Source organism: Streptomyces sp. NPDC047085, assembly GCF_040643735.1.
GTDB lineage: Bacteria > Actinomycetota > Actinomycetes > Streptomycetales > Streptomycetaceae > Streptomyces.
This window is the reverse complement of sequence record NZ_JBEYUW010000007.1, coordinates 264025-285977: the sequence shown is the minus strand read 5'-3', so window position 1 is coordinate 285977 and position 21953 is coordinate 264025. Positions and strand designations below refer to the sequence as shown.

General features: G+C 71.8%; 19 protein-coding genes. 11 read left to right on the top strand and 8 right to left on the bottom strand.

All coding sequences use genetic code 11. From position 1 onward, the window contains the following. The first annotated feature begins 132 nt into the window (after positions 1 to 132). From ABZ865_RS24955 to ABZ865_RS24935, 5 genes are all read left to right on the top strand, one after another. Positions 133 to 906, top strand: a complete 774-nt coding sequence (locus tag ABZ865_RS24955; protein WP_361234341.1) for an MHYT domain-containing protein — start codon at positions 133 to 135, stop codon at positions 904 to 906. Between the two features lie 48 nt (positions 907 to 954). Further along, on the top strand, positions 955 to 3477 hold the full coding sequence (locus ABZ865_RS24950; RefSeq protein ID WP_361234338.1) for a nitrate- and nitrite sensing domain-containing protein: 2523 nt from the start codon (positions 955 to 957) through the stop codon (positions 3475 to 3477). Then, positions 3474 to 3911, top strand: coding sequence for a roadblock/LC7 domain-containing protein (locus tag ABZ865_RS24945; protein WP_361234335.1), 438 nt, complete (start codon positions 3474 to 3476; stop codon positions 3909 to 3911). Before ABZ865_RS24950 ends, ABZ865_RS24945 begins: the two co-directional genes overlap by 4 nt. 19 nt (positions 3912 to 3930) lie before the next feature. Beyond that, the gene (locus ABZ865_RS24940; RefSeq protein WP_361234332.1) at positions 3931 to 4344 is read left to right on the top strand and encodes a DUF742 domain-containing protein; all 414 of its coding nucleotides are present in this window, start codon (positions 3931 to 3933) and stop codon (positions 4342 to 4344) included. A gap of 277 nt (positions 4345 to 4621) precedes the next feature. Beyond that, positions 4622 to 5224, top strand: a complete 603-nt coding sequence (locus ABZ865_RS24935; protein WP_361234329.1) for an ATP/GTP-binding protein — start codon at positions 4622 to 4624, stop codon at positions 5222 to 5224. A gap of 10 nt (positions 5225 to 5234) precedes the next feature. Here ABZ865_RS24935 and ABZ865_RS24930 read toward each other — a convergent pair whose 3' ends face one another. Next, positions 5235 to 5663, bottom strand: a complete 429-nt coding sequence (locus ABZ865_RS24930) for a PPOX class F420-dependent oxidoreductase (RefSeq protein ID WP_361234326.1) — start codon at positions 5661 to 5663, stop codon at positions 5235 to 5237. 92 nt (positions 5664 to 5755) lie between these two features. Here ABZ865_RS24930 and ABZ865_RS24925 point away from each other — a divergent pair, with 92 nt between their 5' ends. Next, positions 5756 to 6169, top strand: a complete 414-nt coding sequence (locus ABZ865_RS24925) for a roadblock/LC7 domain-containing protein (protein WP_361234323.1) — start codon at positions 5756 to 5758, stop codon at positions 6167 to 6169. Between the two features lie 124 nt (positions 6170 to 6293). Next, positions 6294 to 7292 (top strand): DUF6397 family protein, encoded by a 999-nt coding sequence (locus tag ABZ865_RS24920; protein ID WP_361234320.1) that lies wholly within the window; start codon positions 6294 to 6296, stop codon positions 7290 to 7292. A gap of 31 nt (positions 7293 to 7323) precedes the next feature. On the opposite strand, the gene ABZ865_RS24915 is transcribed toward ABZ865_RS24920, so the two are convergent. Both ABZ865_RS24915 and ABZ865_RS24910 read right to left on the bottom strand, forming a co-directional pair. Beyond that, entirely contained in the window at positions 7324 to 8190 is an 867-nt protein-coding gene (locus tag ABZ865_RS24915) for an acyl-CoA thioesterase II (RefSeq protein ID WP_361234317.1), read from the bottom strand. A 19-nt stretch (positions 8191 to 8209) separates the two neighbouring features. Beyond that, positions 8210 to 10723: a DUF3516 domain-containing protein gene (locus ABZ865_RS24910; RefSeq protein WP_361234314.1), complete on the bottom strand. Its 2514-nt coding sequence runs from the start codon at positions 10721 to 10723 to the stop codon at positions 8210 to 8212. A 145-nt stretch (positions 10724 to 10868) separates the two neighbouring features. On the opposite strand from ABZ865_RS24910, the gene ABZ865_RS24905 reads away from it, so the two are divergent. After that, entirely contained in the window at positions 10869 to 11663 is a 795-nt protein-coding gene (locus ABZ865_RS24905) for a metal-dependent hydrolase (protein ID WP_361234311.1), read from the top strand. A 62-nt stretch (positions 11664 to 11725) separates the two neighbouring features. Here the strand turns inward: ABZ865_RS24905 and ABZ865_RS24900 are convergent, their stop codons facing one another. The 4 genes from ABZ865_RS24900 to ABZ865_RS24885 form a co-directional block, all read right to left on the bottom strand. Continuing rightward, complete coding sequence (locus ABZ865_RS24900; protein WP_361234307.1) at positions 11726 to 11989, bottom strand: type B 50S ribosomal protein L31; 264 nt, start codon at positions 11987 to 11989, stop codon at positions 11726 to 11728. A gap of 42 nt (positions 11990 to 12031) precedes the next feature. Then, the gene (locus ABZ865_RS24895; protein ID WP_361234304.1) at positions 12032 to 12502 is read right to left on the bottom strand and encodes a DUF5709 domain-containing protein; all 471 of its coding nucleotides are present in this window, start codon (positions 12500 to 12502) and stop codon (positions 12032 to 12034) included. Between the two features lie 435 nt (positions 12503 to 12937). After that, complete coding sequence (locus tag ABZ865_RS24890; protein ID WP_361234301.1) at positions 12938 to 14755, bottom strand: ABC transporter ATP-binding protein; 1818 nt, start codon at positions 14753 to 14755, stop codon at positions 12938 to 12940. Further along, positions 14752 to 16566: an ABC transporter ATP-binding protein gene (locus ABZ865_RS24885; protein WP_361234298.1), complete on the bottom strand. Its 1815-nt coding sequence runs from the start codon at positions 16564 to 16566 to the stop codon at positions 14752 to 14754. Before ABZ865_RS24885 ends, ABZ865_RS24890 begins: the two co-directional genes overlap by 4 nt. 286 nt (positions 16567 to 16852) lie before the next feature. Here ABZ865_RS24885 and ABZ865_RS24880 point away from each other — a divergent pair, with 286 nt between their 5' ends. After that, positions 16853 to 17617 carry a L,D-transpeptidase family protein gene (locus ABZ865_RS24880; RefSeq protein ID WP_361234295.1) on the top strand — a complete coding sequence of 255 codons (765 nt, stop codon included), beginning with the start codon at positions 16853 to 16855 and terminating at the stop codon, positions 17615 to 17617. A gap of 81 nt (positions 17618 to 17698) precedes the next feature. Then, the gene (locus tag ABZ865_RS24875) at positions 17699 to 19336 is read left to right on the top strand and encodes a peptide-N4-asparagine amidase (RefSeq protein WP_361234292.1); all 1638 of its coding nucleotides are present in this window, start codon (positions 17699 to 17701) and stop codon (positions 19334 to 19336) included. Between the two features lie 71 nt (positions 19337 to 19407). On the opposite strand, the gene ABZ865_RS24870 is transcribed toward ABZ865_RS24875, so the two are convergent. After that, positions 19408 to 19857: a MarR family transcriptional regulator gene (locus ABZ865_RS24870; RefSeq protein ID WP_361234289.1), complete on the bottom strand. Its 450-nt coding sequence runs from the start codon at positions 19855 to 19857 to the stop codon at positions 19408 to 19410. Positions 19858 to 19970: 113 nt separating this feature from the next. Here ABZ865_RS24870 and ABZ865_RS24865 point away from each other — a divergent pair, with 113 nt between their 5' ends. Next, on the top strand, positions 19971 to 21773 hold the full coding sequence (locus ABZ865_RS24865) for an ABC transporter ATP-binding protein (RefSeq protein WP_361234286.1): 1803 nt from the start codon (positions 19971 to 19973) through the stop codon (positions 21771 to 21773). The last annotated feature ends 180 nt before the right edge of the window (positions 21774 to 21953 follow it).

Genomic DNA, 21953 nt, shown 5'->3' with positions numbered 1-21953 from the left:
GCCACGGGTGACGCTCCTGTGCGCATGTTCGAGCGGGACGCGATCGTTCTGGCGCATCTGTGTGTCATATTCCAACACCTTTCGAAATGCGCCCCCTTCGTGCGCCCCTGATCCGGCTAGCGTCCCGGGGTCATGGGACACATGGACCACGCCGCCTTCGGCTGGCTGACCCCCGTACTGTCGTATGTGATGGCCTGCATAGGCGCCGCACTCGGACTGCGCTGCACCGTGCGCGCGCTCGCCACCACCGGCCGCTCGCGCCGCAACTGGCTCATCACCGCTGCCTCCGCCATCGGCACCGGCATCTGGACGATGCACTTCGTGGCCATGCTCGGCTTCCGCGTCAGCGGCACCGAGATTCGCTACGACGTGCCGCTGACCATCCTCAGCCTCGTCGTCGCCATGGTCGTCGTCTGCGCCGGCGTCTTCGCCGTCGGCTACAGCCGGGACCGCAACCGTGCGCTCCTCCTCGGCGGCCTCACCACTGGGCTGGGCGTCGCCAGCATGCACTACCTGGGCATGGCGGCGGTCCGGCTGCACGGCGACGTGACCTACGATCCGACGCTCGTCGGGCTGTCAGTCCTGATCGCCGTGGTCGCGGCGACCGCGGCACTGTGGGCGGGCCTCAACATCAAGTCGCCCCTCGCCGTCACCGTCGCCTCCCTGGTCATGGGAGTGGCCGTCACCAGCATGCACTACACCGGCATGTTCGCGGTGAGCGTGCGCGTCACCCCCTCCAGCGAGGTGCTGCCCGGGGCCACGGCGATGCAGTTCATCTTCCCCCTCGCCGTCGGCCTCGGGTCCTACCTGTTCCTCACCTCGGCCTTCGTCGCCCTCTCGCCCACCGCCGACGAGCGCGAGGCGTCCGCCTCGGCACAACGGCCCGTCGAGAGCGCCGCCCGCTAGCGGGAGCCCGGCCCGAGAGCCCCGACCCACGTCCCGAGCGAGGAGGCCATGCGCCCGCCCCGAAGCACACCCAAAGCCGGCCCCCCGGCGCAGTCCCCGCCCCGCGGCCGCCGCGCGCACGCCGGACCGCCGGCCGACGAGAGCGTGGACCCGCCCCTCGGCACGGCACCGGACAGCGCGCCCCCGAAGGGCAGCCGCTGGCACATGCGCCCCCGGACGGTGCGCGCCAAGGTGGTCTGCCTGCTGATGGTGCCCGTCGTCTCCCTGCTCGCCCTCTGGGCCTACGCCACCGTCAGCACCGCCCAGGACGTCGCCCGGCTGCGCCAGTCCCAGCGTGTGGACGCCGAGCTGCGCGCTCCGGTGGCCGCCGCCGTCACCGCGCTGCAGGCAGAGCGGGCCGCGGCCGTGCGCTACGCCGCCGATCCGGGCGCGGCACGCGGGGACGACCTGGAAGGCCTCGCGGCCCGTACCGACCGGGCGATCGCCAAGCTGCGGCTCGGTCACGACGGCACCGTCGCCGACAGCCAGGAACTGCCCGCCGGGGTCACCGGACGCCTCGAGGCCTTCGTCGACGGCGCCGCACACCTGCCCGCGCTCCGGACGGCCGTGGTCGACCGCAAGTCCGGATGGAACGCGGCGTACGTGCAGTACACCAAGACCATCGCGGCCGCCTTCGCGGTGGACGGCGCCCTCACCGACATCCAGCAGGCCGAAGTGGGCTCCGACGCGCGCGTGCTGCTCGAGTTCTCGCGCGCCGCCGAGGCGCTCGCCCAGGAGGACGCCGTCCTCGGCAGCGCGCGCCCGGCCGACGGCCTCCAGGGCGAGCGACTGCGGCTGTTCGACGCGGCCGTCGCCACGCGCCGCACCCTCACCGAGACGGCCGTCCCCGACCTGCCTGCCGCACAACGCGCGGCCTGGCGCCGCCTCACCGACAGCAGCGCCTACACCGCCCTCACCGCCGCCGAGGAGAAGATCCTCACCGCCGGCTCCGCGGCCAAGGCCGTCGACACGTCACCCACGTCCGAGTGGACCATCGCCCACGCGCGCGTGCAGAACGGCATGGGCACCGTCGCGGCGGACACGGGCCGGGCCGTCGCCGGCCGCGCCGACCCGTACACCCGAGGCCTGCTCAGCCCGGCGGGCGCCGCCGTGCTCTTCGGCCTCGCCGCCGTCGCCGCCTCGCTCGTCATCTCCGTCCGCATCGGACGCGGCCTCGTGGTCGAGCTGGTGAGCCTGCGCAACGACGCCCTGGGGATCGCCCGCCGCAAACTCCCCGCGGCGATGCGGAAACTGCGCGCGGGCGAGGAGATCGACATCCAGGCCGAGGCACCCGCCGGACCACCCGCCGAGGACGAGACCGGCCAGGTGGCGGAAGCCCTCACGACCGTGCACCGCGCCGCCCTGAGCGCCGCCGTGGAGCGCGCCGAACTCGCCAGCGGCATCTCCGGAGTCTTCGTCAACCTCGCCCGGCGCAGCCAGGTGCTGGTCCACCGCCAGCTCAGCCTTCTGGACAGCATGGAGCGCCGCTCCGACGATCCCAACGAGCTGAGCGACCTGTTCCGTCTCGACCACCTCACCACCAGGATGCGGCGCCACGCCGAGAGCCTGATCATCCTCTCCGGAGCGGCACCCGGCCGTGCCTGGCGCATGCCCGTGTCCCTGACCAACGTCGTACGCGCCGCCGTGTCCGAAGTCGAGGACTACGCGCGCGTGGAGGTACGCCAGCTCCCCGAGGCGTACGTCATCGGCGCGGCCGTCGCCGACCTCACCCACCTGCTCGCCGAACTCGTCGAGAACGCCGCCCAGTTCTCGCCGCCCCACACGCGCGTGCGCGTCACGGGCGAACCCGTCGGCAACGGCTACGTCCTCGAAGTCGAGGACAGGGGCCTCGGCATGGGCGCCGAAACGCTCGGGGAGGCCAACCGGCGCATCGAACAGTCCGAGGCCCTCGACCTCTTCGACAGCGACCGTCTCGGACTCTTCGTGGTCAGCAGGCTCGCCTCCCGGCACGACATCAAGGTGCACCTGCGCACCTCCCCCTACGGAGGCACCACCGCCGTCGTCCTGCTGCCCACCGTCCTGCTGCACAACGGCACCGCGGAACGCCCGGCCCAGGAGGCGGAAGCACGTCCGCAGGAGGAACGCGCCTACGCGCGCGTGCCCGACGCGCCCCCGCCCCCCTCCGCCGTGACCGCACAGGCCGGCCGGGCCGCTCTGGCGGCCACCGCCCCGGCCCCCTCGCCCCCCTCGCCCCCCGCGCACGAACCCCCGCCCCCCGGGGTCACCACCCTGAGGCTGCACCGCCCGCCGAGCGACTCCGAGTCCTCCGAGGACCTCCCGCGCCGGGTGCGCCAGGCGAGCCTCGCGCCCCAGCTTCGCCGGCAGCGCACCGACGAACCCGAGCGGCAACCCGCACCGCGCAGCGACGAGCGGCGCACCCCCGAACTCGCACGGGACCGCATGGCGGCCTACCGCGACGGCTGGGTACGCGGCGGGGGCAGGCAGCCCGGCCGCGGCGCCGCCCCGAACCCCGAAACGGGCAGTGACAGGACCGAAGGAGATCCGGCATGATCCAGGACCCCAACATGAGTACCGCCCAGCGATCCGGCGAACTCGACTGGCTGCTGGACGACCTGGTGATGCGGGTGACCGAGGTACGGCACGCCGTGGTGCTGTCCAACGACGGCCTGGCCGTCGGCGCCTCCACCGACCTCGCACGGGAGGACGCGGAACATCTCGCCGCCGTGGCCTCCGGCTTCAACAGCCTCGCCAAGGGCGCGGGACGGCACTTCGGAGCGGGCGGCGTACGCCAGACCATGGTGGAGATGGACGACGCCTTCCTCTTCGTCGCGGCCGCCGGCGATGGTTCCTGCCTCGCCGTCCTCACCGCGGTGACCGCCGACATCGGCCTGGTCGCCTACGAGATGGCACGCCTGGTCAAGCGGGTGGGCGAACACCTCTACACGCCCCCACGCCTCGCCGCCCAGCCGCCCGCCGCCGGATGAGCCGGAAGAAGCGCCACCGATGACCCAGAACCCGACCGACGGCCCGCGGGAGCCGGGCAGCCAGTGGTACGACGGCGAGGCCGGGCCCCTCGTCCGCCCCTACGCCATGACCGGCGGACGCACACAGCCCGGCCCCACGGGCGTACGTTTCGACCTGATCGCGCTCGTCACCCTCGATCCCGCGGCACCGCTCGTGGACGACGACACCGCGCTCGGCCCCGAACACCGCACCCTGATCGACCTGTGCCGCACGGAGACACAGTCGGTCGCCGAGCTCGCCGCGGACGCGGACCTCCCCGTGGGCGTGGTCAGGGTGCTCCTCGGCGACCTCCTGGAAATGGGCTGCGTCACCATCAGCCGCCCGGTGCCTCCGGCCCGCCTCCCGGACGAAAGGATCCTGCGCGAGGTCATCGAGGGGCTGCGGGCCCTGTAGACGAACGCACGCCCAGAAGAACGAGCGCATTCAGATGAACGAGCGCAGCAGATGAACGAGTACAGCAAAATGAACGCACACGGCAGATGAACGCACACGGCCAACCGGGCGCCACCCCGCACACCGTTCCACACGCATCCCGCAACCAACCGGGCGCGAGTCGGTCACATCAGGCGCATTTCAGTCCGAACCCCCGCGGTGGCGGCGGAGTTGTCATGATGCTGACTTCGTCCGCCGCCCCCCTCGACCGCAGCCGGCCCATCCGAGAGAAGTGATCATGGTCTCCGAGCACTCCGAAGCCGCCGGCGACGCCTCCGCCCTGGCACTGAAGATACTGGTCGCCGGCGGATTCGGCGTCGGCAAGACGACCCTGGTCGGGGCCGTCAGCGAGATCCGGCCGCTGCGCACCGAGGAACTGCTCAGCGAAGCCGGACAGTTGGTGGACGACACCGACGGCGTGGACCACAAGGTCACCACGACCGTGGCGATGGACTTCGGGCGCATCACCATCCGCTCCGGCCTCTCGCTGTACCTCTTCGGGACACCGGGCCAGGACCGCTTCTGGTTCCTCTGGGACGAGCTGTCGCAGGGCGCCCTCGGAGCCGTGGTCCTCGCGGACACCCGACGGCTGGAGGACTGCTTTCCGGCGGTCGACTACTTCGAACACCGGCACATCCCGTTCGTGGTGGCCGTCAACTGCTTCCCGGGGGCGCGTGCCTACGATGCCCACGACGTCTCCCGAGCCCTGGACCTGGACCAGGGGACACCCGTGGTCCTGTGCGACGCACGGGACCGGGACTCCGGCAAGGAGGTGCTGATCCGCCTCGTCGAGTACGCCGGGCGCATGCACACCGCCCGGCTCCTCGACTCGGTGAGCTGAACCCCGCCCCTCAGCCTGTCATGTCCTTCACCGCGACCACCTTGTCGATCGAGACCCTGACCAGCAGCTCACCCGGGACCGCGTTACGCGCGCCGAACTCCTCCGCGCGCTCCTCGCCCATGTACCGCGCGGCGATCCGGGTGGCCCAGTGACGCATCTCCTCCAGATCCTCCGAGAGCCGGGCGCGGCCGTTCAGCACCACGAAGGAGAACGGTGGCCGGTCGTCGTCCACGCACAGGGCGATCCGTCCGTCACGGGCGAGATTGCGCCCTTTCACGGTTTCCTTGCCGGTGTTGAACACCAGCTCGTCCCCGTCCAGCAGGAACCAGATCGGGGCGAGGTGCGGGCTCTCATCGGCCCGGACCGTCGCCAGCTTGCCGGTTCGGGTGCCGTGCGAGACGAACGCCCGCCATTCCTCGTCGGTCATCTTCTGTGCCATACGCCCATCGTGCTTGCCCGGACGCCGGAGGTGGGGAAGGCTGGCGGGGAAGTCCTCCGGCCAGGGGGAGAGGTCGCACGGGGAGACGGAACATGGCGCAGAACCAGGGACTCGGCTGGCTCCTGGACGATCTGACCGAACGGGTGGACCACGTGCGGCACGCGCTGGTCCTGTCGAACGACGGGCTGGTCACCGGAGCGAGTACGGGTCTCCGTCGCGAGGACGCGGAGCATCTGGCCGCCGTCGCGTCCGGACTGCACAGCCTGGCCAAGGGCTCGGGACGCCACTTCAGCGCGGGCGGGGTGCGCCAGACGATGATCGAGTACGACGACGCCGTGCTCTTCGTCACCGCCGCCGGCGCCGGCAGCTGCCTGTGCGTGCTCAGCGGCGCGGAGGCCGACATAGGCCAGATCGCGTATGAGATGACCCTGCTCGTCAACCGCGTCGGCGAACACCTCGGCGTGGACGCCCGCCGGCCCGAGCGCACCCCGACAGTGGACCTCTGACCTGCGCTTTCGTCTCCTCCCGTGGAGTTATCCACAGGCCCGCCGCGGCTTGCTCGAAACCGGCTACGGTGTGTGCACTGCGAACGCAGAGGGCGTGAGCACCACTCCACGGGGGAGTACGACCATGCCGGGAAGCACCTGCACCCCACCCCGCCCCATCACCTGCACTCCGAGCCGCGCAGCTCGGGAACTGGGGCTCAAACGAGGCGAGTTCGATCTCGCCGTCCATCTCGGCCGCATCCGGACCGTGCCCGACGAGGGCGGCGGCGGAGGCCGCCGGGTCGAGCGGACCGAACTCGACCGGCTGCGCGCCCAGGACGGCTTCCCGGAAACCCTCCGGCAGCGCGTTCGGGTCGTGGGCACCGCGGAGGGCGCCGCGCTCATGGAGATTTCCGCGGGCAGGTTCACCCGGCTTGCTCGTCTGGGGCTGCTGGTGCCGGTGCGCTTCTACTTGAACCGCTACCGAGCCGTGGTCTGGCTGTATCTGGCCGAGGAACTCCGGCAGTTCGCGGCGGGCGAGGAGAACGCGCACCTGCTCAAGGGGCGTACACCCGAGACCCTGAGGAGTCAGGTGGCGGCAGGCGTGGACCTGCGCGCCCGCAACTGGAGGGGACGGCACCTCGGCTTCCTGCTGCGGCAGGCCGAGGACCCTTGGGCGCGAGCCGGAGCCGTGGCGGCCTTCCTCTCGCCCGTCGAGGTGGCGGACGTGGTCAGGGATCCTTACGAGCGGGCCCAGTTGAACCGGTTCCGGCCGACGCCGCCCGATCAGGGAGTGCCGGGATCACCTTCCGCGTACCTCGCCGAGGAACTGATGACGGCGCACGATCCGGACGAGATCGAGTGGCTCCGCAGCGACCTCGCGCAGGCGGTGGACGAGGCCCGCACCCAGGCACCGGCCGCCCGTCCTGCCCCACGGCACCACCGGCCCACATCGCCGGTGCCCGCTCCGCCGAAAGCCGCACCCTCGGGCGTGCCCGAAGCGCGGACGCCCGTACTGCTTGCCGAGCCCGAGCCCGAGCCCGACCCCGTCGTCGCCCACGAGTCCATGCGAGAAGCGCCGCGCACACCCCGAGGCCTGCGTGCCTGGCTGCGAGCCAGAAACCGCCGGCCCGCAGAGGCCTGAACCCGAGTCCTGGAATCCGGACCCGCACCACCTACAGGGACCTGAACAGGCCCTCCTGGACGACCGAGACCAGCAGCTGCCCCTGCCGGTCGTAGATGCGCCCGCGGGCCAGACCGCGTCCGCCGGTGGCGATCGGGGACTCCTGGTCGTACAGGAACCACTCGTCCGCGCGGAAGGGCCGGTGGAACCACATGGCGTGGTCCAGGGACGCGAGGTCGAAGTTCCGTGGGCCCCACAGGGGTTCGACCGGGATGCGGACCGCGTCCAGCAGGGTCATGTCGCTCGCGTAGGTCAGCGCGCAGGTGTGCACCAGCGGGTCGTCCCCGAGCGGTCCGACCGCCCGCATCCACACGGCGCTGCGGGGCTCGGCGCCCTCGATCTCCTCGGCGTGCCAGCGCAGCCCGTCCACGTACCGGATGTCGAAGGGCTGGCGGCGCGCCATCCGCTCCCACTGCTCCGGCAGTGCGCCCAGATGCTTGCGGATCTCCTCGGAGACCGTCGGCAGCGATTCCGGGTCCGGCACCTCGCGGACCGGCGGTAGTTGGTGCTCGAACGGTCCTTCCTCAGGCTTGTGAAAGGAGGCGGTCAGATTGAAGATCGTGCGGCCCTGCTGCACGGCGGTGACCCGGCGCGTCGTGAACGAGCGTCCGTCGCGGACCCGCTCCACCTGGTACACGATCGGTATGCCCGGCCGGCCCGGGCGCAGGAAGTACGCATGCAGGGAGTGCACCGGTCGGTCGCCGTCCGCGGTGCGCCCGGCGGCGACCAGCGCCTGGCCCGCCACCTGGCCGCCGAAGACCCGCTGGAGGGACTCCTGCGGGCTGCGGCCACGGAAGATGTTGACCTCGATCTGCTCCAGGTCGAGCAGGTCGACCAGTCGCTCGGCCGGGTTCGTCATCGGGGGGATTCTCCTGTGGTCACAGCTGGCCGACATCGGTGACGCGGACCACCGCACGGCCCTCGGCGTCGGAGGCCGCCAGGTCGACCTCCGCGCTGATGCCCCAGTCGTGGTCGTCGTTCGGGTCGTCGAAGATCTGGCGGACGCGCCAGAGGCCGTTCTCCGGCTCCTCCGTGATCACCAGCAGCTTGGGGCCGCGGGCGTCGGGGCCGGTGCCGAGGTCGTCGTACTCGTCCCAGTACTTGTCCATCGCCTCGCCCCACGCCTCGGCGTCCCACCCGGAGTCGGCGTCCATCTCGCCGAGTTCCTCGACCTGGTCCAGGGCGGCGAGTTCCACGCGGCGGAACAGGGCGTTGCGGACGAGGACGCGGAAGGCGCGCGCGTTGGTGGTGACCGGCTTCACCTCGTCGGCCTTCTCCTGGGCCTCCTCGGCGGTCATCTCCTCCGGGTTGGCCAACTGCTCCCACTCGTCCAGCAGGCTGGAGTCCACCTGGCGCACCATTTCGCCGAGCCACTCGATCAGGTCCTGGAGATCCTCGGACTTCAGGTCGTCCGGGATGGTGTGGTCGAGGGTCTTGTAGGCGCTGGCAAGGTAGCGCAGCACGATGCCCTCGGTGCGGGCCAGCTCGTAGAAGGACACCAACTCGGTGAAGGACAGCGCCCGTTCGTACATGTCCCGGATGACGGACTTGGGCGACAGCGGGTGGTCGCCGACCCACGGGTGGCTCTTGCGGTAGGTGTTGTACGCGTGGAAGAGCCGCTCCTCCAGCGGCTTCGGGTACGAGATGTCCTGGAGGCGCTCCATGCGCTCCTCGTACTCGACACCGTCGGCCTTCATCGCGGCGACGGCCTCGCCGCGGGCCTTGTTCTGCTGGGCGACGAGGATCTGCCGCGGGTCGTCCAGCGTGGACTCGACCACGGACACCATGTCGAGGGCGTAGGACGGCGACTCGGGGTCGAGGAGTTCGAACGCGGCGAGCGCGAACGTGGACAGCGGCTGGTTGAGCGCGAAGTCCTGCTGCAGGTCGACCGTGAGGCGGACGATGCGACCCTCGGCGTCCGGCTTGTCGAGCTTCTCGACGATCCCGCCGTCCAGCAGCGAGCGGTAGATCGCGATCGCGCGCCGGATGTGCCGCAGCTGCTGCTTGCGCGGCTCGTGGTTGTCCTCGAGGAGGTGGCGCATCGCGTCGAAGGCGTTGCCGGGCCGGGCGATCACCGACAGCAGCATCGTGTGCGTCACCCGGAACCGCGACGTCAGCGGCTCGGGCTCGGAGGCGATCAGCTTCTCGAAGGTGTTGTCCGTCCAGCCGACGAAGCCCTCCGGGGCCTTCTTGCGCACCACCTTGCGGCGCTTCTTCGGGTCGTCGCCGGCCTTCGCGAGGGCCTTCTCGTTCTCGATGACGTGCTCGGGGGCCTGCGCGACGACGAGCCCCGCCGTGTCGAAGCCGGCGCGGCCGGCGCGGCCCGCGATCTGGTGGAACTCGCGGGCGCGCAGCGTGCGCACCCGGCTGCCGTCGTACTTGGTCAGGGCCGTGAACAGCACCGTGCGGATGGGCACGTTGACGCCCACGCCGAGGGTGTCGGTGCCGCAGATGACCTTCAGCAGGCCGGCCTGGGCGAGCTTCTCCACCAGGCGCCGGTACTTGGGCAGCATGCCGGCGTGGTGGACGCCGATGCCGTGGCGGACGTAACGGGAGAGGTTGCGGCCGAACTTGGTGGTGAAGCGGAAGTTGCCGATCAGCTCGGCGATCTGGTCCTTCTCCTCGCGCGAGCACATGTTGATGCTCATCAGGGCCTGCGCCCGCTCCACGGCCTGCGCCTGCGTGAAGTGCACGATGTACACCGGTGCCTGCTTGGTCTCCAGCAGGTCGGTGAGCGTCTCGGTGAGCGGGGTGAGCTTGTACTCGTAGGAGAGCGGCACCGGGCGGGTCGCCGAGCGGACCACCGCGGTGGGGCGGCCGGTGCGGCGGGTGAGGTCCTTCTCGAAGAAGGACACATCGCCCAAAGTGGCCGACATCAGGATGAACTGTGCCTGGGGGAGCTCCAGCAGCGGGATCTGCCAGGCCCAGCCGCGGTCGCCCTCCGCGTAGAAGTGGAACTCGTCCATCACGACCTGGCCGACGTCCGCGTTCTTGCCGTCACGCAAGGCGATGGACGCCAGAACCTCGGCGGTGCAGCAGATCACGGGCGCGTCGGCGTTCACCGACGCGTCGCCGGTGAGCATGCCGACGTTCTCGGTGCCGAAGAGCTTGCACAGCTCGAAGAACTTCTCCGACACCAGCGCCTTGATCGGGGCCGTGTAGAAGGTGACCTCGTCGCGCGCCAGCGCGGCGAAGTGCGCGCCCGCGGCGATCATGCTCTTGCCGGAGCCGGTGGGCGTCGAGACGATCACGTTCGCCCCGGAGACCGCCTCGATCAGCGCCTCCTCCTGATGGGGATAGAGGGTGAGGCCGCGCTCCAGGGCCCACGACTCGAAGGCTTCGTACAGGGCGTCGGGGTCGGCGGTCGGCGGCAGCTGATCGATGAGGGTCACGCACCCATCTTGCCTGGCCTTCTCCCCTTGAGGGGAATCGGCTTCGGGTACGAAGATCGCGGCCGCTACGCTGTGGCGCCGACGGAGCGTCAGTGCACCGGGTCAACTGGACAGCGGCACACGAGGAACGGGGCGGGAAGCGGCCATGATGGGACCAGCACACTCATTGTCAGGGGCTGCGGCCTGGCTCGGCGTCGGAGCGGCCGCCGCCGCGGCCGGGCACTCGATGCCCTGGCCGGTCCTGCTGGTGGGCGCGCTGATCTGCGCCGGCGCCGCTCTCGCCCCGGACCTCGACCACAAGGCGGCCACCATCTCGCGGGCCTTCGGACCGATCTCGCGATGGATCTGCGAGATCGTGGACAAGCTATCCTACGCCGTCTACAAGTCGACCAGGAAGAAGGGCGACGCGCGCCGCACGGGCGGTCACCGCACGCTCACGCACACCTGGCTGTGGGCGGTCCTCGTCGGCGCGGGCAGCTCGGCACTGGCGATCACCGGGGGGCGCTGGGCGGTGCTGGCGATCCTGTTCGTGCACATGGTTCTGGCGATCGAGGGCCTGCTGTGGAGGGCGGCGCGGGGCTCCAGCAGCGATGTCCTGGTCTGGCTGCTCGCCGCGACCAGCGCGTGGATCCTCGCGGGCGTCTTGGACAAGCCGGGCAACGGCTCCGACTGGCTGTTCACCGCGCCCGGGCAGGAGTACCTGTGGCTGGGGCTGCCGATCGTGCTGGGCGCGCTGGTGCACGACATCGGGGACGCGCTCACCGTCTCCGGCTGCCCGATCCTGTGGCCGATCCCCCTGGGCCGCAAGCGCTGGTACCCGGTGGGCCCGCCGAAGGCGCTGCGATTCCGGGCCGGCAGCTGGGTGGAGCTGAAGGTGCTGATGCCGGTGTTCATGCTGCTCGGCGGAGTGGGCTGCGCGGCGGCCCTCAACGTGATCTGACGTACCACCCCCACCGTGGTCCGACGGCGGGCTCCCGCAGGGGTCCGACGTACCGCTCCCGCTCAGGTCGCCTCGTCCGACTCCGCCCCGCCGTACCGGCGCTCGAACCGGGCGATGCGGCCCTCGGTGTCCACCGTGCGGGCCTTGCCCGTGTAGAAGGGGTGGCTCTCCGAGGAGATCTCCACATCGACCACCGGGTAGGTCTCGCCGTCGTCCCACTCGATGGTCTGCTCGCTGCTCGCGGTGGACCGGGTGAGGAACGCGTAGCCGGCGGCGCGGTCGCGGAAGACCACGGGGTGGTAGTCGGGGTGCTTGTCCTGCTGCATGGCGGCTCCTCGCGCGGGGCGGTGGGGCAGGGGGCGTCCGGGTCAGCCGGAGAGGGAGTCCTCGTCGACGATGTGCATCGCGGCCTCCTCTGCGGACGCGGCGGCGCCGTCGATGCCGACGTCGGTGGCCACGAGGGCGCTCTCCTCGTCCTCGTGCGCCCCCTCGTCCGGGGCGACCAGGCGGCCCGAGCGCATGTGGCCGACCTCGTTGTCCAGGAGTTCCCCGTCGGTGGTGGTGCAGTCACCGATGCCGTCGCCGTCGGCAGTGGCCAGATCGGGCAGCTCCTCGGCGAGCCGCTGGTCCAGCGTCTCCCCGGCCTGGCGCTCAGCCGCCGTCACGCCGGCGTGCTCCACCGCCCAGGGCCGCTCGGGAGGCGACCAGCCCCGGTCGAGAGGGTCGTCGACGCCGTCGAAGTCCAGCGTGTCCTCGACGTCGAGCACACCCGTGTCCTCCCGGATCTCGGAGGCATCGGGCTGGTAGACGTCATCCCCCCATCCGTCGGCGCTCTTCACGGGAACCTCCATGTAGTGAGCACGGCCGCGCGCCACCGCGAGGGGCGGCGGCCCGTCGGCACGCTCGGCACGGGGTGCGCGCGCCGCGAACCGGAAGGTTCCCGGCCGTTTCCCGTACCGGTGCCGCTATCCAGCCTTCCACCCCTGTTCGGCACCGCGCAACGGCACGGCGCCTGTCCTGGGGCCGAACGGCTCCCCAGGGGGCCGCGGTGGCGCCCTTCGCCCGTCCCGCCGCCTCATGCCTCGCCCGTCCCGCCGCCGCACCGCTCGCGCGGGCCGTCACCGCACCCTCCGCCCGTCCCGCCGCGACACCCCTCGCGCGTGCCATCACCGCACCCTTCGCCCCTGCCGCCGCTGCATGCCTCGCTCGTCCCGCCGCCGCACCCCTCGCGCGTGCCGTCACCGCACCCTCCGACCGTGCCGCAGCGGCATCCGTCAGCCGTGCCACGACCGCCACAGCGCCGCGTACGCCCCGTCCGCCGCCACCAGGTCGTCATGGCTGCCCAGCTCGCTGATGCGGCCGTTCTCCACGACCGCGATCACATCGGCGTCATGGGCGGTGTGCAGGCGGTGGGCGATGGCGACCACGGTGCGGCCGTCGAGGACGCGGGCCAGGGAGCGTTCCAGGTGGCGTGCCGCGCGGGGGTCGAGCAGCGAGGTCGCCTCGTCCAGGACCAGCGTGTGCGGGTCGGCCAGCACCAGCCGGGCCAGCGCGATCTGCTGGGCCTGCGCCGGGGTCAGCGCGAGCCCTCCGGAGCCGACCTCGGTGTCCAGGCCGTCGTCCAGCGCCCGCGCCCAGCCGTCCGCGTCGACCGCGCCGAGCGCCGCCCACAGCTCAGCGTCCCGCGCGCCGACGGAAGTTCCCGCGCTCGGGCCAAGCCCGGACTGGGGGAGGGCCAGCAGGAGGTTGTCCCGCAGGGAGCCGACGAAGACGTGGTGCTCCTGGTTGACGAGGGCGACATGCGCGCGGACGCGTTCCGCGGGCATCCGGGACAGCTCGGCGCCACCGAGGGTGATGCGGCCGTCCCGGGGCGCGTAGATGCCGGCGAGCAGCCTGCCCAGCGTGGACTTGCCCGCGCCGGAGGGGCCGACCAGGGCCAGCCGGGTGCCGGGAGCGACCTCCAGGGACACCTTGCGCAGCACGTCGACGCCCTCGCGGTAGCCGAAGTGCACCCGGTCGGCGTGCACGTCCCGGCCCTCCGGAGCCAGCGCCGCGTCCCCGGCGTCCGGCTCGATGTCCCGCACCCCGACGAGCCGGGCCAGCGACACCTGGGCCACCTGCACCTCGTCGTACCAGCGCAGGATCAGGTTCACGGGGTCGACCAGCATCTGGGCGATGAGCGCGCCCGTGGTCAGCTGTCCGACCCCGATCCAGCCCCGCAGCACGAAGACACCGCCGACCATGAGGGCCGAGCCGAGCACGATGACGTGGACGGCGTTGATCACCGGGAAGAGCACCGAGCGCAGCCACAGCGTGTATCGCTCCCAGGCGGTCCACTCCTTGATCCGCCGCTCCGACAGGGCGACGCGGCGGCCGCCGAGGCGGTGCGCCTCGATGGTGTGGCCCGCGTCCACGGTCTCGGCGAGCGCGGCGGCGACGGCTGCGTAGCCGGCGGACTCGGACCGGTAGCCCGAGGGGGCCCGCTTGAAGTACCAGCGGCACCCGACCACCAGCACCGGGACCGCGAGCAGCACGGCGGCCGCCAGCGGCGGGGCCGTCACGACGAGCCCGCCGAGCAGCAGCAGCGCCCACACGACACCGATCGCCAGCTGCGGCACCGCCTCCCGCATGGCGTTGGCCAGGCGGTCGATGTCGGTGGTGATGCGGGAGAGCAGGTCGCCCGTGCCCGCCCGCTCCAGCACGCCCGGCGGCAGCCCCACCGAGCGGACGAGGAAGTCCTCGCGCAGGTCGGCCAGCATGCGCTCGCCGAGCATCGCGCCGCGCAGTCGCACCTCCCGGACGAAAGCGGCCTGCACGACCAGTGCGAGCAGGAACAGCCCGGCCGTCAGGCCCAGGTGCAGCTCCCGCGCCCGGTCCGACACCCGCTCGACGAGCCCGCCCAGCAGGTACGGGCCCACCATGGAGGCGACGACGGCCACGGTGTTGACCGCGATGAGCAGCAGGAAGGCCCGGCGGTGTCGGCGGAACAGCTCCGTGACGTAGGCACGCACGGTGGCGGCCGCGCCGACGGGCAGGGTGGTGGCGGTCGTCGGGGCCGCCGGGTCGTACGCCGGTGGCGCAACGCCGATCATGCGCTCTCCTCGATCTCTTCCAGTTCGTCCAGCGGTCCGAGAGCGCCCAGCAGGGTGTCCCGATCGCTCACGGCCTGCTCGTCCTCGGTCTCCCGCGTCACCACGGCCCGGTACCGGGGCTCGGTGTCGATCAGCTCGCGGTGCCCGCCGACCGCCACGACCTTGCCCTCGTGGACCAGGGCGACCTCGTCCGCTCGGTCCAGCAGCAGCGGGGAGGAGGTGAACACCACCGTCGTCCGTCCCGACCGCAGCCGGCGCAGTCCGTCCGCGATCCGTGCCTCGGTGTGCGAGTCGACCGCGGAGGTCGGCTCGTCCAGCACCAGCACCTCCGGGTCCGTGACCAGGGACCGGGCCAGGGCGAGCCGCTGGCGCTGGCCGCCCGACAGGGAGCGCCCGCGCTCGGTGATGCGGGCGTCCATCGGGTCGGCGGCGTCCAGGGATCCCTGCACCAGGGCGTCCAGGACGTCCCCGCACTGCGCGGCCGCGAGTGCGTCCTCGGCCCGTACGGCGCCCGAGGCGGGCACGTCGAGCAGCTCGCGCAGGGTGCCGGAGAGCAGCACCGGGTCCTTGTCCTGGACGAGGACGGCGGTGCGGGCGCTGTCGAGGGGGACGTCGTCGAGCGGTACGCCGCCGAGCAGTACCGAGGGGCCCGGCTCGGTGGGGTGCCCGCCCAGGCGCTCCGCGAGCCGGCCGGCCGCGTCCGGGTCGCCGCACACGACGGCGGTGAAGCGGCGGGCGGGCGCGAGCAGACCGGTGGCGGGGTCGTACAGATCGCCGTCCAGGCACTCGGCCTCGCGGGCCCCCTCGGCGTTCGTGGTGCGCTGGAGCGACAGCACCCGCGCGGCCCGTTTCGCCGACGGACGGGAGAAGGAGTACGCCATGGCGATTTCCTCGAAGTGCCGCAGCGGGTAGTTGAGGATCATGACCGCGCTGTAGACGGTGACGAGTTCACCGACGGTGATCCGGCCCTGGCGGGCCAGGTGGACGCCGTGCCAGACGACCACGATCAGCAGCAGCCCGGGCAGCAGCACCTGGATCGCGGAGATCAGGGACCACATCCGAGCGCTGCGTACGGCCGCGTGCCGCACCTCCTGCGAGGCACGGCGGTAGCGGTCGAGGAACAGTTCCTCGCCGCCGATGCCGCGCAGCACCCGCAGCCCGGCGACGGTGTCCGAGGCCAGCTCGGTGGCCCGGCCGGCCTTCTCGCGCTGGGCGTCGGCGCGGCGCGTGGCCCGGGGCAGCAACGGCAGCGCCGCGAGCGCCACGACCGGCAGACCGACGGCGACGACGACACCGAGTGCGGGCTGGTAGATCAGCAGGCCGACACAGACCACGACGACGGTCAGCGCGGCCGCGGTGAACCGGGAGACGGCCTCGACGAACCAGCCGATCTTCTCCACGTCACCGGTGGAGACGGCCACCACCTCGCCGGCCGCGACCCGCCGGGTCAGTGCCGAGCCCAGCACGGCCGCCTGGCGCGCCAGCAGTTGCTGCACCCGGGCGGCGGCCGTGATCCAGTTGGTGACGGCGGCGCGGTGCAGGAAGGTGTCACCCACGGCGATGCCCGTCCCGCACAGCAGCAACAGGCCGCCGGTCAGGGCCAGTCGGTCACCGGAGCGGTCGACGACCGCCTCGACGGCGAGCCCCACGCAGAAGGGCAGCGCGGAGACGGCGACGAAGTGGAGCACACCCCAGGCCAGGGCCTTGAGCTGGCCGCCCACCTGGTTGCGCCAGAGCCACCACAGGAAGCGAGGACCCGAACGCGCGTCCGGTACGCCCGGGTCGGAATACGGAAGGTCTTGGATCTGCATGACGTCCCAGTGGCTCGTGTCAGGGAGGGGAGGCGGAGAGATCGGGTAGAGCAGGGCGGCGGGGCCGGGGAGGGGCAGGAAAAGGCGTGAAGCGGTGACGGGCTGTGAAAGGGTCGCGTCGCAGCGCGGCGAATATCAACCGGTTTTCCCGACGGCAAGCGAAAACCGTCGCGTTCAGGTCAGGTGTCCTGGGCCCCTGCCGCGGCCCGGCGACCGACCCGAGGCCGCTACTCCGAGTGTCCGAAACGCCCGATCATCGGCCGGAATGTGATGCCACGATGATCGGGTGAAGATCGACGGTGTGCGGTGCGTGACGGTCGTGTTGGCGGCGTTCGGAGCCCTGCTCTCGGCGCTCTCCGCGTGCGGCGCCGCCCCCGAACCGGGCGCGACGCACGCAGGTGGCGTGCCGGCCCCGCAGGGCCGGGCCGTGCACAGCCCCGGCGCACCCGAGGACCCATCCGTCGATCCGACCCGTATCCCGGGCCTCGGTGACCGTCTGTACCAGCGGATTCCGGCCGGTTCGAGCCAGGTCCTGGTCGTCTACGGCGAGGGCAGGAACTCGGCCCGCTCCACGGTCGTGCTCTACACCCGGCACGGCGTCGAGTGGCATCAGACGAGGAGTTGGCACGCCCACAATGGCCGCAACGGCTGGACGACCGACCACTGGATGGACGACGAGCGCAGCCCGGTCGGCGTATTCACCCTCTCCGACGCGGGCGGAGTCCTCCCCGACCCGGGCACCCGGCTGCCCTACGACCACGACGAGGGCGCCTATGCGCCCCCCGACGGATGGGACGGGACGCACCAGCACGACTTCGACTACGTCATCGCCATCGACTACAACCGCGTCAAGGGCACGCATCCGCACGACACCACGCGTCCCGAGGGCGTGGAGAAGGGCGGCGGCATCTGGCTGCACCTCGACCACGGCGGCGGCACCTCCGGGTGCATCAGCCTGCCCAAGCAGGCCATGAGGTACCTGCTGCGCACACTCGACCCCGCCCGGCATCCCGTGGCGGTCATGGGGAACGTGGCGGAACTGCGCGCCTGACCTGCGCCTCGGCGGATCGGACCGGCCGATCCGCGGGAGGCGTCATTGCACTGCGGGCCCGTCCCCCGTAGAACACCGCCCATGAGAAGACGGATAGTCATGTCCATGCTTGCCGGAGCGACCCTCCTGGCGAGCACGCTCTTCGGCACCGGAGCCGCCGCCGCTCAGGCCGGCACCCGGGCGGACACCCAGGCCGCCGAGGTGCCCGCCGAGTTCGGCACCGACTGGCACGACCCGGTGACCGCCGCCCCGCCCGTCGACCGCCCGCACACCACAGCGTGCGAGGTCACGCTCGCCCAGGCCCAGTTCCGCGACTTCACCCCCTACCGGGGCACGTACACCCCACCCCAGGGCTGCGGAGACCACTGGAGCAAGGTCGTCCTGCGGCTCGACGGCAAGGTGAAGGGACGTCAGTACGACCGTCTCGGTTATCTGCACGTGGGCGGAGTGGAGATCCTGCGCACGTCCACCCCCGAGCCGTCGCCGGACGGCATCGAGTGGCACGTGGAGAAGGACGTCACCCGCTACAGCGACACCTTCCGCGGCCCGCAGGACGTCGAGATGCTCATCGGCAACGTTGTCGATGCCACCTACACCGGCGTGATCGACGTCAAGGCGACTCTCACCTTCTATGCGGGACGCCCCGCGACCAGCGCCCCGGACCGCGTGCTCACTCTCGCCGACACCGCCGACGGCACGACCCTCACCACTCCGCGCAACAGCGAGCGCATCGTCGCCGAGGTGTACGCCACCGGATCCGGCGGCGGCTGCGAGGAGTTCTGGTACCTGACCGTGGCCGACCCGGCGTCGTACTCCTGCAAGGCGGACCACGGGCCGTACCGAGAGGTGCAGATCACGGTGGACGGGCAACTCGCCGGAATCGCTGCGCCGTTCCCGAACGTGTGGACCGGCGGCTGGTCCAACCCCTTCCTCTGGTACGTCGTCCCGGGCCCGCGCGCCTTCGACGTCAGGCCCATCGAGTACGACCTCACGCCCTTCGCCGGGCTCCTGAACGACGGCCGCCCGCACCGCGTCGAGGTCTCCGTCGTGGGCGTGCCCGCAGGGCAGGCCGGCTGGAGCGCCCCCGTGAACGTCCTGGTCTGGCAGGACGCCCACCGCGCCCACGTCCCCGGCGCGCTCACCCGGGACGAGGCGGCCGGCGCCACCAACTCCTCGACGTACACGCCCGGTGCGGAGAACCGCGTGGACACCCGGGCCGGACACCGGCTCACCGTCTCCGGGTACCTCGACACCTCGCACGGCCGCGTGACCACCACCGTCACCCGGGCACTCGCGAACACCTCGGCGCACCGCTGGACCGACGGCGAGAACACCGACGGACTCGACGCGACCTGGTCGGACGACGAGACGGTCACCACCGCCGGCTCGCACGGCCCCGCGCGGACGACCCGCACCCAGCGGACCTACACGATGAACGGCGCCACGACCGTCGGCACGGACGACCGGCTGCGCACGGAACTGACCCTCGGCGACCGGGCGACGGTCGTGGAGCTGCGGGACGGCCGGCGCACCCGCTGGTCGCGGCTCGACGACACCTACAGCGGCGACGCGACGTACACGCTCAACGTCCCGCGCGATCAGCGGCACGCGGTCGGCACGTCGAGCGAGCGCTACCGCCTGTACGGCTCGGACGGCTGCTACGACCGTTCGCTGGCCACGGCCCAGGGGGTGCTGACGGAGGACCGCAGCCGCTGCTGAGTCCGGCGAAGCGGAACGCGCCACTCATGACTCGCGGCCCTGCTCCGGTTCCGGAGCGGGGCCGCGTCCGCTCAGCAGCCCTTGGCCGCCTCTCCGTCGATCAGCGTGTCCAGCAGCACGCCGAGCACCTGCCGCTCCTTGTCGGTCAGCGGCGCGAGGATCTCCTCGGCGGCCGACCGGCGCGCGCCGCGCAGCTCGCGCAGGGTCGCACGCCCCTCGTCGGTCAGCTCGATCCGGGTCACCCGGCGGTTGGTCGGGTCCGGCACCCGGCGCACCTTGCCGCCTGCCTCCAGCCCGTCGACCAGCGTCGTCACCGCCCGCGGCACCACCTCCAGGCGCTCGGCGAGATCGGCCATCCGCGGAGGTGAGCCGTAGTGCGCGAGGGTGCGCAGCAGCCGGGACTGGGCCGGGGTGACACCCACGTCGCGCCGCTCCAGGTGGCGCTTCTGGATGCGGTGCACCCGGCGGGTGAGCCGCAGCAACTGCTCGGCGAGCAGGCCGTCGGGATCGGGGGCGCTCATGCGGGAACAATATCAGGATGCCGTTCATTGTGAGTATAGGTAACAATGAGCTACGATCCGTCAGTCATCGTCGACCGATCTCCGGGCCGGCGCCCTCACCTCCGTAGGAGCCCATGCATCCCGACCGTGAACTCTCCTGGACCCCGCCTGCCGACGCCGAGGAACAGCCCCGGCAGGTGCGCCGCATCCTGAAGCTCTTCCGCCCCTACCGTGGGCGGCTGGCGATCGTCGGCCTGCTGGTCGGCGCCTCCTCGCTGGTCTCGGTGGCCACGCCGTTCCTGCTCAAGGAGACCCTCGACGTCGCGATCCCGCAGGGCCGCACCGGCCTGCTGAGCCTGCTCGCGCTCGGCATGATCCTCAGCGCGGTCCTCGCCAGTGTCTTCGGTGTGCTCCAGACGCTGATCTCGACCACCGTGGGCCAGCGCGTCATGCACGACCTGCGCACCGCCGTCTACGGCCGCCTGCAGCGCATGTCGCTCGCCTTCTTCACCCGCACCCGCACCGGCGAGGTGCAGTCCCGCATCGCCAACGACATCGGCGGCATGCAGGCCACCGTCACCTCCACCGCGACCTCCCTGGTCTCCAACGTCACCAGTGTCGTCGCCACGATCGTCGCCATGATCGCCCTGGACTGGCGGCTCACGATCGTCTCGCTGCTCCTGCTGCCGGTGTTCGTGTGGATCAGCCGCCGGGTCGGCAACGAGCGCAAGAAGATCACCACCCAGCGCCAGAAACAGATGGCCGCGATGGCCGCCACCGTCACTGAGTCGCTGTCCGTCAGCGGGATCCTGCTCGGCCGCACCATGGGCCGCGCCGACTCGCTCACCGCGGGCTTCGCGGAGGAGTCCGAGCGCCTGGTCGACCTCGAGGTCAGGTCGAACATGGCCGGCCGCTGGCGCATGGCCGTCATCACGATCGTCATGGCCGCGATGCCCGCCGTCATCTACTGGACCGCCGGCCTCGCCCTCCAGTTCGGCGGCCCCCAGGTCTCGCTCGGCACGATCGTCGCCTTCGTCTCGCTCCAGCAGGGCCTGTTCCGCCCCGCCGTGAGCCTGCTGGCGACCGGCGTCCAGATCCAGACCTCCCTCGCGCTCTTCCAGCGCATCTTCGAGTACCTGGACCTGCCCATCGACATCACCGAGCGTGAGGAGCCCGTCCACCTCGACCAGATCAAGGGCGAGGTCCGCTTCGAGGATGTCGAGTTCCGCTACGACGACAAGGGCGGTCCCGTCCTCGACGGCATCGACCTCACCGTGCCCGCCGGGGGCAGCCTCGCCTTCGTGGGCCCGACCGGCGCCGGCAAGTCCACCCTCGGCTATCTGGTGCCCCGGCTGTACGACGTCACCGGCGGCCGCGTCACCCTGGACGGCGTGGACGTCCGCGACCTCGACTTCGACACCCTCGCCCGCGCGGTCGGCGTCGTCTCGCAGGAGACGTACCTCTTCCACGCCTCCGTCGCCGACAACCTCCGCTTCGCCAAGCCCGACGCGACCGACGAGGAGTTGCACGCCGCGGCCCGGGCCGCGCAGATCCACGACCACATCGCCGCGCTGCCCGACGGCTACGACACGGTCGTCGGCGAACGCGGGCACCGCTTCTCCGGCGGCGAGAAGCAGCGCCTCGCGATAGCCCGCACCATCCTGCGCGACCCGCCCGTCCTCATCCTCGATGAGGCGACCAGCGCATTGGACACCCGTACCGAGGCCGCCGTCCAGGACGCCATCGACGCCCTGTCGGCCAACCGGACGACCATCACCATCGCCCACCGCCTGTCCACCGTCCGGGACGCCGACCAGATAGCCGTCCTGGACTCCGGCCGGGTCGCCGAACGGGGCACGCACGAGGAACTGCTGGAGCGGGACGGCCGGTACGCGGCCCTGGTACGGCGCGACGCGCACCTGGAGCCGGCGAGCTGACGCACGACCAGACCCCGGTCGGTCCGGTCGGCTGACGCATCACTGGGACGGCGGGCCGATACGCGATGGGGACCGGCGGGCCGACGTGCGACCGGGACCGGCGGGCCGGCGTAACGGCCGTCACCGAGGTCTGTCGCACGACCGGAGTCGACAAGCTGACGATATGTCGGGTTTACGGCG